The organism is Legionella gresilensis, assembly GCF_900639865.1.
Taxonomy (GTDB): Bacteria; Pseudomonadota; Gammaproteobacteria; order Legionellales; family Legionellaceae; genus Legionella_C; species Legionella_C gresilensis.
The window spans coordinates 172,900-187,114 of the sequence record NZ_CAAAHX010000004.1 but is presented as its reverse complement, the minus strand read 5'-3'; the positions used below and the strand labels follow the sequence as shown (position 1 = coordinate 187,114).

Sequence of the window (14,215 nt, the reverse complement as noted above, 5' to 3'; positions counted from 1 at the left end):
CATAACTCTAATTAACCTTAACTACGATGAACCTAATCTAAGATTCTAAACGTTTAATTAAAAAACAATGATGAATACGTTTATTACGCTTAAAATCTAGATCAAGTGTCTCTGCAGTAATATTTTGCACTTTATATTTTTCATTAATGGCAGGAAGCAATTTAAATTGGCGAAAATTAGTTGAAAAATATAAGCTGCCATCAGGCGCAAGCAAGCGCATTGCACTATCAATTAATGTCTCTTGATCTCGTTGAATATCTAAGGTAGTCGTCATGCGTTTGGAATTAGAAAAACTAGGGGGGTCAAGGAAAATAACATCAAATTTATCACGAGTTATTTTTAGCCATGTTAAGCAATCGGCTTGAATAAAATGATGTTGAGTCAAATCTAAATTATTTAATTTAAAATTTTCTTGGGCCCAGTTAAGATATGTTCTTGAAAGATCAACGTTGGTTGTTAGAGCACCCGCTAGGGCTGCATGAATGCTAGCCGTAGCGGTGTAACAAAAGCAATTCAAAAAACGTACCCCTTTAGCTAGGGTAGCAAACTTTAAGCGTAATAAACGATGATCTAAGAAGAGGCCGGTATCTAAATAGTCATAAAGGTTAACTTTAAATTTTGCTCCTCCTTCATTCACAACGATTGTTCGCTTTGTTTGGTTTATTTTCTGATACTGATTTGTTCCCTTCTGCTGCTTGCGTTGCTTAACGACTAATTTATCGGCAGTAATTCCTAACGCCTTTGGCACAACTTGCATAACTTCTAAGCTTCTCTTTTCTGCTTTATGAGGCGCAATAGTTGTGGGGGCTGCATACTCTTGTAAAACAGCGTAGTCATTATAGACATCTATAGCATATGCATATTCAGGAAGATCAGCATCATAAACGCGGTAACAGCTAACTTGCTCACGCTTTGCCCACTTTTTGAGATGCTGGTAATTTTTCTGTAAACGATTGATAAGCATTTGAGCGCCACTTGAAAGAGTAGCTACATTAGCATTATTTTTTAAGCGATTTTCTGTATTTAAACTTAAACAATATAATTTACATTCTAAAGGCCCATTAAAAAAAGTATATTGCTTGACAGCACGTAATCCTACCGCTTTAGCTAACATGGGATTAGAAGTTAAGAAGGCCATTTGCCAACCCTGAAAAGCGCTATAAGCTGTTGTACCTATTTGTTGATACAAAGGAATAAGTTGTGTAGCATCCGCTAAACGTTCTCCATAAGGAGGATTACAAATGAGCAATCCATGTGCACTTTCTGCACGACAATCTTTAATTGCCTGTTGGGTAAAAGAGACTAGAGGCAATACACCGGCTCGCTCTGCATTAGCTTTTGCATGAGCAATTAGCTTAGGATTAGTATCCGTTCCCTTTAATTTAAATTTAGCGGGCTTGACTTGAGTAAGGGCATGGGCACGCAATTTTTCCCATAAAGTAGGTTGATGCTTGACCCAATAAATTAATGATTGATCTTGACGCAATAATCCTGGCGCAATATGACCAGCCATCATTGCAGCTTCAATAACTAAAGTGCCTGAACCACAGAAAGGATCATGAAAAGCATAACCCTTATCTGCTAACTGTGGCCAATTAGCACGCAATAATAGGGCAGCAGCTAACGTTTCTTTTAATGGTGCCTCCCCTGATTGCAAGCGATACCCACGCTGGTGAAGACTGTAGCCTGTTAGGTCAAAACTTACGGTTAATACATTATTTTTTAAATGAGCATGTAGACGAATTTGTGGTTTATCTTTATCAACAGTAGGACGCTGTCCACTTAATTTGCGAAAATGATCAACAATCGCATCTTTAATGACTTGAGCGCCATACATAGAATTACGAATATGTGTTGAGGTACCATGAAACTCAATGGCCAATGTTTTATCAGCAGTAAAAACTGTTTGCCAAGGAAATTGATGACAAAGTTTGTATAAACTTTGCTCTTCAAAAACTTGGCCACTAAATAATATCAACTGAACTCGATTTGCAAGACGCGACCATAAACATATTTGGTAAATCATAGCCTCATTTGCTTCCCCATAAACACCCTGAGGACTGATACGCGTAACTTGTAATCCAATTGTTTTTAATTCCGCTTCAAGCAGATATTCTAAACCTTTTGCACAACTAATAAATAAAGAATAATTCATTGTAGATAAGACCTTAACAAACGAAATAATGCCTTGCTTGCTCCCTTAGGTTGACCCTTTATTTTTTCATCCATGGCTTTTTTAATTGATTGGCGTAAAGATTGCGCATCTGCATTAGGATAGGCATTAATAAATTCAGTAAGTGCAGACTTACCCTCACCAATTAAACGATCTCGCCATTGTTCTAATTCATGAAATGCAGAAGTTTTAGCACTTTCCTCTGCCTTTATTTCTGAATAGGCTGCCATTATTGCCTCACTATCTACAGAGCGCATTATCTTACCAATAAGCTGTGTTTGTCGCTTTAAAGCGCCATGGCTTTTAATCGATTTCGCATCCATTATTGCTTTACGTAAATTATCCGGTAAGGGAAGAACAGCCAATTTGGCTGCAGGTAAAGACATTAATTCCTTACCCATATCCTGTAGCGCATGCGCTTCTCTTTTCCGCTGCGATTTACTTATAAAATCATCTGTCATCAATAAACCTTTCTTGATTTTTTACTCGGGTAATACAGGTTGTAAACCTGCCTTATCAATTAATATTCTCACTTGCTCGGCTATTATTTTATGAACAGCTGTTGTGGGATGAACTTGATCCCAAAAAACATAACTTCCACATTGCATTTCTTCTTTTTCATTTGCAGGTAACAAATTATACAAATAACTGGTTAAAGCTGCCTCATATAATTGAGGATTATCTTTTATTAATAACCATTCTGTTTCCGTTAATTTAGGTGAACGTGCTTTTAAACTTGCAAACAAGGTTTCATCATTTGGTTTTAAAGTAGTTAGCCAACCTGTATAACTTCCTAAATAACAAGGCTCATCTGTGTTTATAAAGCCGTAATCTTCGGAATGATCAATAGATTGATTAAAAAAATTATAAGCATCAAAATAAAGGAATAAAACGTCAGGATACTTTAATTTTAATTCGTCAATGCGAGCCGTTAATTTACGATTATGAGTTTCAGCTAAGTAAGTCAATAGCCATTGTCTCGAGGAATTTTTAGCATGAGGCAAACGAGCTAAATCTGGGAGATTAATTAGCACAAATTTATTGCCACCTTTAGCAATGAGCCGGTCTACAGCATTACCAATTGCATTGACAACACCGGTTGTTAAATCTTCGACGTTCGTTGGTTCATTAATATAATTATTAGCGCCAATCCAAATAGTATATAACGTAGTATCTTTTCTACCATAGGTATGCCAATAAAAGTAATTGTTTAATTCTGCCGCAAGTGTAAAGGGTAAATTTTCTTTATAAGAGAGTACAGCCCCCGCTCCTCCTACGGCATAATCTTGAAAGCCTTCTGTATAATTTGCAGGAAAAAGATCGGCATAAAGATATTCGGTCCATATAGGCCCATCACTAAAACGACCTAAATAATAAGGTGGTGACCAAGGTAAATAATGCCACATGTAATTATATAAATTACCATTATCTGACAAGCTATCACCAAAAATTACCATAGTATCAAAGCGATTATTAAATGCATAAGTATTTAAAGTTAATAGCAAACTGAAGCAAAACATTATTATTTTTTTCATGGATCATCCTTAAATCACTAAATACAAAGGTTAATTAACGTGAATTCGACATAAAATATATTTGCTATATTCTATGTCGAGTTTATTTACATTTAATCTGGATCCAGTATAAATGCTTCGCATTTTACAGGATAACGTTCGTCTAGCGACATAAAAGAGCCTACGTCTCTTATATGTCGAACTCACGTTAATTATAAGCTCGCTACTTGTCCTTAAAATAGACCTCCTTCTACACTACCACAGATGAGCACTCTCGGCTGAAAAGAGATCTAATGTAAAATAATTTTGCTCTAAGCACTAAATTTTAGTATAAGAAATTTGCACTTTAGTCAAGTAACTCACAAAGACGATAAGAGCTTTTTTGACTAAGGTCAACAATATATATTGTTAAAATTAATCCACTACTGTCAAAGGCATGGTTGCTTTAGCTTCAGCCTGCAAAGATTTATTATAAAAATAAGTTCTGCTAATTGCATATAAATTATAGATCATGATGCAAAGTAAAAGGGAGTGTAACCAAGTGACAGTTAAATGCGTAAATATTTGTAGCGTTAGTAAAACGCCAACACATCCTGCGATGCTTAAAATTAATGTCTTCTTTAAAGGAATTTTATTTTGTTGTAAAAATACAAGTGTAGTAAGAGGCTGCTGCATAGCGCCAGCAGTCGTCATGATTGGAAAAGCCACTAGCGGGGACACATTTAGCAAAAATAAAATACCTTGCACCATGACAAATAGACCTATGCCAACTGATGTTAGACCACCGCAAATTACCATAGCAATAAACGCTATTATTAGTTTCCAACCATGTAATGCTACTAGATCACCACCAATAGGCATAATACGTAATTGATGACAAATAAGTAAAGCAATGATAACAGCAAAGCAACACATCATGCCTAAACGTATTGCTTGCTTACTTAATCGGCTAACGATAGTGCCGCCAATTAAGCCACCAATACAAGCACCAATAACCAAGGTCAATAGCGTATTTAAGTCGACATCAATAAGTTTCATAAAGAAAAATGATTCAATAACGCCGGGGATAACTTGAGCGCCATTATTTACAGCTGGCAATTGATCATCAGGAAATGTATTTAATAACTTAGCTAAGGCAACATTAACAGCAAAACTACCTATTCCTAAAGTATCAGCAATAAAAGCGATAATACCACTACCAATTAATTTGATATAATCCAAAATTGATAAGTTTATAGAGCTCTGCTGTTTTAACTTATAAAACATGCCTATAACACAAACTAAACTCAGCAGCAAAATGATATAAAATATTAATGTTATCGCCATGACACTCTCATATAGATTTAACCGTAATAGATGAAGCTGCAGAGGATTTAAACCTTAATAATGACGATTAGCAGCTCTGTGTGCACAGCGATTATACATCATTTACTTGGCAGAGCCAAGATAATTTTATTTAAAAATTATACTTTACGGTTATTTTTAGAACAAATATAGAGTGGACTTAAAAAAAGTCATCTTGAAGAAATAAATTAAAAACGTTGATTACGAAAGTCATCTATTGCTTGCATAATTTCTTCGTGAGTATTCATTACAAAAGGTCCCAAGCGAGCAATAGGCTCCTTTAGCTTTTTAGCTGCAATAAGTAAAAGATGAGCGTCCTTCTCAGCCTTAAGAGTTAAATTTTTACCCGGGCTTAAAATAGCCAATTGATTTTTTTCAATATTTTTACCTTTAATACTTACGCTTCCCTCTAAATTAAATAAAATAGATTGGTGGGTATCGGCAATAAAAGTGGTAAAGTGGGTATCAACAGGTAATTTAATATCTAGAAACAAGGGCTCTGTTGCAATACCTTGAATAGGCGATTCAGTACCACCTATCGTTTTGCCAGCAATAACCTTTACTATAACACCATTATCGTGATGCTCTACAGGTAATTGGTTTGCTGCATATTCTTGATAGCGCGGCGGCGACATTTTAACAGCTGCAGGTAGATTTAACCATAATTGTAGCCCTGTTAACTTACCCTCAGTTTGCGCAGGCATTTCAGAATGAATCACTCCCTTGCCGGCTGTCATCCATTGCACATCACCAGGACCAATTAGGCCTTGATGCCCATGGTTATCTTCATGTAGTAAGTTACCTTGCAACAAATAAGTAATTGTTTCAAAACCACGATGAGGATGGGCTGGAAAACCGCCTAAATAGTCTAAAGGCTCACTGCTATCAAAAAAATCAAATAATAAAATAGGCTCATAGTGATTGGTTTGCTCAAGACCAATGTAACGATGTAATTTCACTCCAGCACCTTCTCGCATTAATACACCGTCTAAACATTGACTAACTTCTATTTGCGGCATAACCAGTTCCTAGTTTTAGAATAATAAAATTAGACAATCATTTAACAGGTTAGTTGTCATATAGAACTAGAGTTAACCTTCAATAGCTTTCTTTAGAGAATTTATTGTCTGGCCGCCATATAAAGCTTCTCGAAAATTTCCAGCTGGGTCAAAAACAAAAGTTGCAGGAACGCCTCGTAAATCACCTAACTTTAACATGGCTCGTGGATCATGAGCTAAGCTCGGATAATTGATATTTAATTTCTTAATTAATCCCATTTGCTCGCGTTTAGATAACTCATCAAAATTCACAGCGAATAAGTAGATTTTGTCTTTGTTAATTTGATAAAACTGATTTAACTCTTTAATTTCATCTATACAAGGTTGACACCAACTTGCCCAATAATTAATTAAAACCCATTTGCCTTTTAAACTGGTAAAAGGAATTTTTTCACCATTAAGGGTTGTCAGCACTGTTGCATAACTTGCTGTAATACTAAGCAAGAATAATCCAATAATCCAAATTTTTAAACGCATGGTTAAGCCTTAAGAATAGAAGACAATCTCATATAGTGGCGCTATAGATTGCTCAATTAAGATTATATTTATCTGCAAATAACATACGCTTTTGTGTTTGCGTTAATTTAGCAGTTACATACCACCCATCTTCATCTTCATTTACAGTCTCATTTACTATGGCATCTAACTCATAAAGTTGAGCACGTAGACGAGCCTGACTTGAAGGTATAAAAAACTCTTCTTCTAGTGCAACACCTTGTAACTGAGTTGCAATAGCTTCCAATAATAAACTGATACCTGCCCCTGTTTTAGCTGAAAGCCAAACTTTGCAATTATTTTTTTGCCAATCAACTTTAGGTTGCCAACCCTCATGTTGATCAATTTTATTAAAAACTTGAATAATTGGAATATCTGCTGTATCAATTTCTGTTAATACTTTTTCAACAGCACTAACTGTATCACGCCAATTTGGATCGGCAATATCAATAATATGCAATAATAAATCCGCTTGTTCTGTTTCTTCAAGAGTTGCTCGAAATGCCTCAACTAACTGATGAGGTAAATCTCTAATAAATCCTACTGTATCAGCAAGGATGATGGAGGCAGAGCCAGAAAGCTGAACTTTTCGCATTGTAGGGTCTAATGTTGCAAAAAGTTGATTGGCAGCATAAATATTTTCGCCAGTTAGCGTATTAAATAAAGTTGATTTACCAGCATTAGTATAACCAACTAAAGAAACCGTGGGCATTGCTGCCTTTTTACGCGCCCGCCGATTCTGATCACGATTTTTCCGAACTTTTTCTAATCGCTTATTAATCGTCTTAATACGTTCACGTAATAAACGCCTATCTGTTTCAAGCTGAGTTTCACCAGGACCACGCAAACCAATACCGCCTTTTTGCCGTTCAAGGTGAGTCCAACCTCGAATTAAACGAGTTGATAAGTGTTGTAATTGTGCTAATTCAACTTGTAGTTTTCCTTCAAATGTTTGGGCACGCTGAGCAAAAATATCAAGGATAAGTCCACTGCGACTTACCACACGACATTGTAACAATCGTTCAAGATTCCGCTCTTGTGAAGGAGATAGATCATGATTTATTAGAACAAGCTCTGCATTATGCATAACAACTTGTTCACGAATTTCTTCTGCTTTACCAAGGCCAACATAATATTTAGCCTCAGGCGTATAGCGTGCGCCTTGCACACAAGCAACAATTTCAGCCTGCGCTGATAATGCGAGCTCTTTAAATTCAGACAATGCTTGCTCAGTATCTAGTCCTGGTAAAGCCAATTGCACCAAAACGGCACGCTCACCGCCTTGCGGACGTTCAAACAAAACTCATACCTCATCTATTTTATAATTAAAACAAATTAAATTTTATCATGCTAAATTACAGCTTAGCACTAAAATTCATATTATGTATAAATAATACAAGCCAGTTTATTAATTAAAATTACATCCCTCTAGAAGAAAATTAACTATTCCCTGGCTGTTGTTCTGCTTCATTTTCTTCATGAAATGGTAGCTTGACTAGCTTTGCAGGTACCACTGTAGAAATTGCATGCTTATAGACCATTTGGGTTACTGAATTCTTAAGCATAACTACATATTGATCAAAGGAATCTACCACACCATGTAATTTAATACCATTTACTAAAAAAATAGATACTGGCACTTTCTCTTTACGTAACTCATTAAGAAAAGCATCCTGCAACAAATTAATTTTAGACATTGCCCTCTCCTTTTTATTCTTGTTGAGGCAACAACACTCATAGCTATCATCGTCAGTTTTGACTAAAACTTAAGTAATTTTTTATCTAGCTTTTTAAAACTTGACTTGCATCTCTAAGCGATTTGGTTACTATAATAACCTTCACTAAGAAGTTTGGCTAAATTAAGCCATAAGTTAATAGATATGTAAGCAGTTCTATTAAGGTCGCTTTAATAAAGCATATCGAAATAAACTCTACCAACATATCTCATTTTATCGCAGCAGGATATCTACAAAAAGGAGAGTGAGATGCCTAAGTACACCGTAGAAGAGTTAAAAAACTTACCTAATCCCTACAAAGAATTATTTGAAGATAGTGATACAATGGCTGAAAATCGCGATAGTTTAGAACAATTAAGCTATCAAGATAAGATTAGTGTAGCTACTAAAATGGTTTTAGCGTGCCCAAATAACCAATTACGTTCTCTTAGTTTAAAATCAGAAGAGTTACGTCATCATCAAGAGACTGAGGAATCTTTCCATCGTGTGTTAAGCCGAGGTCTAGAGGTGCGCCACCGTATTCAAGCTATGGCTGATCAGCAAAATCCTCACCCACAAAATAGTCTATTGGACAATGAATTTAATGCTGACTTATTTAATGAATTTAGGGATTTAAAAATTCAATTAACTGAGCAAGAATTAACAGATCTAGTCTATAACTTAGTTCTTAAAACGCCTGATAATCAAATACAAGAATTAAATAAAAATGTTCGAGCAGGCTTATCGGAAACCAAACTTGGACCAGCCTTAGGCGAAGCTTTTGTGCTTAAAAGACTATTAACCCTATTACAAAGCTCAGAGCCACATCAGGCATTCACTAGTTCTGATTTCAATCCAGCTTTATTTCACAAACATCCACATTTGGTAGCATCTTTCTTAATTGGTCGTGAAGCAGAAATTGCTCAACGGTTAGCTAATAGTAACGAAAGAGCTGTTATTAATTCAGGTTTAGAGCAACTTAAACCAAATGTAATGAGTAATGCAGATCCTTTAAGCATACTTTATTCTCAGTTCCAAACAGCTAGTGTTATGGCAGAAGCTGTTAACAAACAACATCAGACAACTTCATCTTATGTAAATACTAGTAATATTAAACAGCAAGAAATTAGAGAAGATAAACCAGAAACAGTACACACAGCTGAACTACCTAAAGTTAGTAATAATCGTCATAGCACGTTTGCTCGCTTTAAAGAAAAACTGAGTCATCTAGGGCATAAAAAGCATGAGCATAATGAAGAACATGCACATGAATCTAAATGTAAACCTTGTAATATTTTATAGTTATTATTTTTACTTAGATGCCTTAACAGGCATCTAACTTTTGTATTCTTCAATTACTTTTCCTTTTTAAAATGTGTATAATTACCTCTTTTGTTGCCTAATTTTAAATCATGAATCTGAAAAAAACTTACGATATAATCATTATCGGTGGAGGTCATGCTGGTACGGAAGCGGCACTTGCAGCCGCACGTCTTGGTGCTGATACACTCTTACTCACGCATAATCTCGACTTATTAGGTCAGATGTCATGTAATCCTGCCATTGGCGGCATTGGAAAAGGGCATTTAGTTAAAGAAATTGATGCACTAGATGGTGTGATGGCCTTAGCGGCTGATCAAGCAGGTATTCAATTTAGAATTCTTAATGCTTCAAAGGGCCCTGCAGTCCGTGCTACGCGTGCTCAAGCAGATCGAGTTCTTTATCGGCAAGCAATTCGCCAGTACTTACAAGCAGAACCTAATCTCACTCTATTTCAACAAGCAGTCGATGATTTAATTATTAGTGGTGACACAGTAACAGGCGTGGTAACTCAAATGGGGTTAACAATTTATGCGCGCGCTATTGTCCTTACAGTAGGTACTTTTTTAGGCGGTAAAATTCATGTAGGGATGCGGCAATACGCTGGTGGACGCGCGGGTGATCCTCCTGCCAATGCGCTAGCACAAAAGTTACGAGATTTAAATTTACCAGTAGGACGATTAAAAACGGGAACCCCTCCTCGTATTGATGGACGTAGCCTTGATTATTCTAAAATGACGGTGCAACCAGGTGATATGCCTACCCCTGTCTTTTCTTATTTAGGCAATGTAACTTTACATCCGCAGCAAGTTCCATGTCATATTACGCAGACAACGGCAGAAACCCATGAAATTATTCTAGAAAATTTACATCAATCACCGATGTATGCTGGCATTATTGAAGGCATTGGACCACGCTATTGTCCTTCTATTGAAGATAAAATTGTTCGCTTTGCTGATAAACTCTCTCATCAAATTTTTGTTGAGCCCGAAGGCTTAACTACGTCTGAAATTTATCCCAATGGTATTTCAACAAGCTTACCTTATGAAGTACAACTCCAATTCGTACGTACAATTAAAGGATTTGAAAACGCGCATATTACCCGCCCAGGTTATGCCATTGAATATGATTATTTTGATCCTCGTGGTTTGACATCCTTTCTACAAACAAAACCTATAAAAAATTTGTTCTTTGCAGGTCAAATTAATGGTACTACGGGTTATGAAGAGGCAGCCGCGCAAGGTATTATTGCTGGTTTAAATGCCGCTTTATTAGTACAAGGAAAACCATTATGGTCTCCACGTCGTGATGAAGCTTATATAGGCGTATTAATTGATGATTTAATTACTTGCGGTACACAAGAACCCTATCGTATGTTTACCTCTCGAGCTGAGTATCGCTTATTATTACGTGAAGATAATGCTGATCAACGTTTAACAGCAAAAGGCTATGAATTAGGCATAGTAAGCGAAGCACGTTGGCAAGCGTTTAATATTAAACAAGAAGCAATTAAAACAGGCCAAGACAAACTCTTTAATACTTGGGCACGCGTTAATGATAATGCCGTTCTTGCGCCTATCATTAGTACACCGTTACAGCATGATTGCCGTATGTCAGATTTAATTAAACGGCCTGAAATAAATTATCAACAATTACAATCTATAGATAGCTTTCAGTTACCTGTTCTTGCTGACGAGGTAGCTGAACAATTAAATATACAAAGTAAATACGCCGGTTATATTGAACGTCAGCAGATGGATATTGATCGTTTACGTAAACATGAAGCAACAGCGATTCCTGCTGATTTTAACTATGCCGAAGTCTCAGGCTTATCAGCTGAGATAGTACAAAAATTAAGTCAAATCAGACCTATAACCATTGCACAGGCCGGTCGTATTTCTGGTGTAACTCCCGCTGCTTTATCTTTATTGCTCATTTATCTTAAAAAGCATAAGGCGCCAGCATGAGTTCACAAGATAATGCAGCAGAACAATTATTAAAATCGGGATTAAAGCAGTTAAATTTAAATATCAATCCTGATTTATTAATTCAGTATCTTCTGCTTTTATCAAAATGGAATCGCACTTATAATTTGACTGCAGTGCGTAATCTAGATGATATGGTCATTAAGCATTTGTTAGATAGCCTTGTCATCTTGCCCTGGATTTACGGGAAACGAATAATTGATGTAGGAGCGGGAGCAGGTCTGCCAGGAATTCCCTTAGCCATTGCTGACCCTAGCTTAGAAATTGTACTTTTAGATAGTAATGGTAAAAAAGTTCGTTTTATGCAAGAGGCAAAACGAGTATTGCAACTTGATAATGTTATAGTTGAACAATCTCGGGTTGAAATGTATCGCCCAACGCCAGGTTTTGATACAGTGATGAGCCGAGCTTTTAGTAACCTTGCTCAAATGATAACCTGGACGCAACAATTAGTTGCGCCTGCTGGAATATGGCTCGCCATGAAAGGACGTTATCCAGAAGATGAATTACAAGGGATTAGCTTTCCTTATCAAGTTAAAGCATATAGCATACCAGGCTTAGAAGGTGAACGCTGCTGCGTAATTATAAAGAATAATAAAACCAAGGAATAAAAATATGGCGAAAGTTATAGCAATTGCCAACCAAAAAGGTGGTGTAGGTAAAACCACAACCGCTATCAACTTAGCTGCCTCTATTGCTGCAAATCGCCAGCGAGTGCTGCTTGTTGATTTAGATCCGCAAGGAAATGCCACAATGGGTGTTGGCGTTGATAAAAATACCCTTGTGCATACCTGTAATGATGTTATTTTACGTGATTGTTTAGCAGAACAAGCATGTCTTACGACGGTATGCGGCTTTGATTTAATTCCAGCTAATGGTGATTTGACTGTAGCTGAAGTTAGTTTAATGGAACGAAACCATCGAGAAACATTCCTTTTAAAAGCATTACAATCAATCCATACTTCCTATGACTTTATATTGATTGATTGTCCTCCTGCTTTAAACACTCTTACTATTAATGCACTTGTTGCTTCAGATTCAGTAATTATTCCGATGCAATGTGAGTACTACGCGCTTGAAGGTTTAGCAGCTTTATTATCTACTATTGAACAAGTTAAAAGCTCGGTAAATCCACGCTTACAATTAGAAGGTATTCTGCGAACAATGCATGACGCTCGAAATCGCCTATGTTCAGAAGTTTCTAAACAATTAATACAACACTTTGGTGATAAAATATATCGTACGGTTATCCCTCGTAATGTTCGCTTAGCAGAAGCACCTAGTCACGGCATGCCTGCGATACAATATGATAAAACGTCTTCTGGGGCTAAAGCGTACATGGTGCTTGCCATTGAAGTTATCAAAAAACAATCTGTTACAATTTAAGAGGTAATTTATGTCTAGCAAACGAGGAGGTTTAGGGCGTAATTTATCAGCTTTACTTAGTACACCCGCGCCCAATCTTATTTCCAATACAAGCACACATGAAATAATAGTTAAATTAGCGCTTGATCGCCTACAGCCTGGTAAATATCAACCGCGTTCGGCAATAGATGATTTAACATTGCATGAATTAGCCAGTTCTATTAAGCAACAAGGTTTACTACAGCCTATTCTTGCCCGTTCTCTTGTTAATGGAGCCTATGAAATTATTGCTGGAGAGCGTCGCTGGCGCGCTTGCCAATTAGCCGGCTTAACTGAAGTGCCAGTTATTATCAAACAAGTAGATGATGAAACTGCTATAGCCATGGCTTTGGTCGAAAATTTGCAGCGCGAGAATTTAAGTCCTTTAGATCAAGCCCGAGCAATGGCAAGATTAATTGAAGAGTTTGGCTTAACTCACCAGCAAATTGCTGATTTATTATCTAAGTCCAGAGCTGCAGTTAGTAATTTTCTGCGTCTGTTAACACTTTCGCCTGAAGTGACGAAGTTACTCGATAATGGTGATTTAGACATGGGGCACGCGCGAGCTCTACTTATTCTTGATGAAGAAAAGCAAGTACAGGTTGCTAACATTATTATTGCTAAAAATCTTTCAGTAAGAGAAACAGAACAGTTGGTAAACCGACTCAAAGAAGAGGCTGATAAATTACCACAACCTAACAGTCGTGAATCTTTGCCGCAATTTTCATTAATTTATTCTCATCTAGAAAAATTAAAAGAGCACTTAAATACACAAATAAATGTTAAACATAGTAAAGCTGGTAAGGGTTCCTTAGTGATTCACTACAATTCGTTACAAGAATTAGAAACGGTGATTGAGCAAATTATTAGTTAAAATTAGTTCGAATCCAAAAATATGATCTATCTTTTTGTCAAATTAATTTCTTTATGATATTTGGTAAACGAGGCTAAAGTACTACAAATATAAAATATTATTTCTATACCTAAGTAATAGATCAGGTAACAATGACAACTTAAGGATTTTGTCATTTCCGCGAAGGCAGAAATCTATCCTTATATTAGCGCTATGCCAGCATAGAAATGGATTTCCACCTACGAGGAAAGGACAGGGCAGTTCTTAAATTGCCGCCATTAAGAGATCTATTACATACGTAAGTGTTCACGGGAAATTCTAATTATTAGTGAACTGTCTGACTTGAGAACAGAT

At 36.5% G+C, this 14,215-nt stretch carries 13 protein-coding genes; 5 read left to right on the top strand and 8 right to left on the bottom strand.

Annotated elements, in window-relative coordinates:
• Window positions 1-37 precede the first annotated feature (37 nt).
• The 8 genes from rlmKL to hfq form a co-directional block, all read right to left on the bottom strand.
• Window positions 38-2,155: a bifunctional 23S rRNA (guanine(2069)-N(7))-methyltransferase RlmK/23S rRNA (guanine(2445)-N(2))-methyltransferase RlmL gene (gene rlmKL / locus E1P04_RS06175; protein WP_131782047.1), complete on the bottom strand. Its 2,118-nt coding sequence runs from the start codon at window positions 2,153-2,155 to the stop codon at window positions 38-40.
• Window positions 2,152-2,634, bottom strand: a complete 483-nt coding sequence (yjgA, locus tag E1P04_RS06170; protein WP_131782046.1) for a ribosome biogenesis factor YjgA — start codon at window positions 2,632-2,634, stop codon at window positions 2,152-2,154. Before yjgA ends, rlmKL begins: the two co-directional genes overlap by 4 nt.
• A 21-nt stretch (window positions 2,635-2,655) precedes the next feature.
• Window positions 2,656-3,708, bottom strand: coding sequence for an SGNH/GDSL hydrolase family protein (locus E1P04_RS06165; protein WP_131782045.1), 1,053 nt, complete (start codon window positions 3,706-3,708; stop codon window positions 2,656-2,658).
• Between the two features lie 393 nt (window positions 3,709-4,101).
• On the bottom strand, window positions 4,102-5,013 hold the full coding sequence (locus tag E1P04_RS06160; RefSeq protein WP_131782044.1) for a sulfite exporter TauE/SafE family protein: 912 nt from the start codon (window positions 5,011-5,013) through the stop codon (window positions 4,102-4,104).
• A gap of 206 nt (window positions 5,014-5,219) precedes the next feature.
• Window positions 5,220-6,050, bottom strand: coding sequence for a pirin family protein (locus E1P04_RS06155; protein ID WP_131782043.1), 831 nt, complete (start codon window positions 6,048-6,050; stop codon window positions 5,220-5,222).
• Window positions 6,051-6,122: 72 nt separating this feature from the next.
• Window positions 6,123-6,566: a TlpA family protein disulfide reductase gene (locus E1P04_RS06150; protein WP_131782042.1), complete on the bottom strand. Its 444-nt coding sequence runs from the start codon at window positions 6,564-6,566 to the stop codon at window positions 6,123-6,125.
• A gap of 52 nt (window positions 6,567-6,618) precedes the next feature.
• A complete protein-coding gene (hflX, locus tag E1P04_RS06145; protein ID WP_131782041.1) occupies window positions 6,619-7,884 on the bottom strand; it encodes a ribosome rescue GTPase HflX in 1,266 nt (421 codons plus the stop codon).
• Between the two features lie 139 nt (window positions 7,885-8,023).
• The gene (hfq, locus tag E1P04_RS06140) at window positions 8,024-8,281 is read right to left on the bottom strand and encodes an RNA chaperone Hfq (RefSeq protein WP_131782040.1); all 258 of its coding nucleotides are present in this window, start codon (window positions 8,279-8,281) and stop codon (window positions 8,024-8,026) included.
• Window positions 8,282-8,569: 288 nt separating this feature from the next.
• Between hfq and E1P04_RS06135 the strand changes: the two genes are divergently transcribed.
• The 5 genes from E1P04_RS06135 (at window position 8,570) to E1P04_RS06115 (ending at window position 13,882) form a co-directional block, all read left to right on the top strand.
• Window positions 8,570-9,601: a hypothetical protein gene (locus E1P04_RS06135; protein ID WP_131782039.1), complete on the top strand. Its 1,032-nt coding sequence runs from the start codon at window positions 8,570-8,572 to the stop codon at window positions 9,599-9,601.
• A 110-nt stretch (window positions 9,602-9,711) separates the two neighbouring features.
• Window positions 9,712-11,586 (top strand): tRNA uridine-5-carboxymethylaminomethyl(34) synthesis enzyme MnmG, encoded by a 1,875-nt coding sequence (mnmG, locus tag E1P04_RS06130; protein ID WP_131782038.1) that lies wholly within the window; start codon window positions 9,712-9,714, stop codon window positions 11,584-11,586.
• Window positions 11,583-12,215 (top strand): 16S rRNA (guanine(527)-N(7))-methyltransferase RsmG, encoded by a 633-nt coding sequence (gene rsmG / locus E1P04_RS06125; RefSeq protein WP_131782037.1) that lies wholly within the window; start codon window positions 11,583-11,585, stop codon window positions 12,213-12,215. Before mnmG ends, rsmG begins: the two co-directional genes overlap by 4 nt.
• Window positions 12,216-12,219: 4 nt before the next feature.
• Window positions 12,220-12,990: a ParA family protein gene (locus E1P04_RS06120; protein ID WP_131782036.1), complete on the top strand. Its 771-nt coding sequence runs from the start codon at window positions 12,220-12,222 to the stop codon at window positions 12,988-12,990.
• Between the two features lie 10 nt (window positions 12,991-13,000).
• Window positions 13,001-13,882 (top strand): ParB/RepB/Spo0J family partition protein, encoded by an 882-nt coding sequence (locus E1P04_RS06115; protein ID WP_131782035.1) that lies wholly within the window; start codon window positions 13,001-13,003, stop codon window positions 13,880-13,882.
• Window positions 13,883-14,215 lie beyond the last annotated feature (333 nt).

Bases quoted from the DNA above. Each gene is read 5' to 3' on its own strand.
- E1P04_RS06135 (WP_131782039.1), top strand. From the start codon at position 8,570: ATGCCTAAGTACACCGTAGAAGAGTTAAAAAACTTACCTAATCCCTAC.
- E1P04_RS06160 (WP_131782044.1), bottom strand. From the start codon at position 5,013: ATGGCGATAACATTAATATTTTATATCATTTTGCTGCTGAGTTTAGTT.
- E1P04_RS06165 (WP_131782045.1), bottom strand. From the start codon at position 3,708: ATGAAAAAAATAATAATGTTTTGCTTCAGTTTGCTATTAACTTTAAAT.
- rsmG (WP_131782037.1), top strand. From the start codon at position 11,583: ATGAGTTCACAAGATAATGCAGCAGAACAATTATTAAAATCGGGATTA.
- yjgA (WP_131782046.1), bottom strand. From the start codon at position 2,634: ATGACAGATGATTTTATAAGTAAATCGCAGCGGAAAAGAGAAGCGCAT.
- rlmKL (WP_131782047.1), bottom strand. From the start codon at position 2,155: ATGAATTATTCTTTATTTATTAGTTGTGCAAAAGGTTTAGAATATCTG.
- E1P04_RS06150 (WP_131782042.1), bottom strand. From the start codon at position 6,566: ATGCGTTTAAAAATTTGGATTATTGGATTATTCTTGCTTAGTATTACA.
- E1P04_RS06155 (WP_131782043.1), bottom strand. From the start codon at position 6,050: ATGCCGCAAATAGAAGTTAGTCAATGTTTAGACGGTGTATTAATGCGA.
- E1P04_RS06115 (WP_131782035.1), top strand. From the start codon at position 13,001: ATGTCTAGCAAACGAGGAGGTTTAGGGCGTAATTTATCAGCTTTACTT.
- E1P04_RS06120 (WP_131782036.1), top strand. From the start codon at position 12,220: ATGGCGAAAGTTATAGCAATTGCCAACCAAAAAGGTGGTGTAGGTAAA.
- mnmG (WP_131782038.1), top strand. From the start codon at position 9,712: ATGAATCTGAAAAAAACTTACGATATAATCATTATCGGTGGAGGTCAT.
- hfq (WP_131782040.1), bottom strand. From the start codon at position 8,281: ATGTCTAAAATTAATTTGTTGCAGGATGCTTTTCTTAATGAGTTACGT.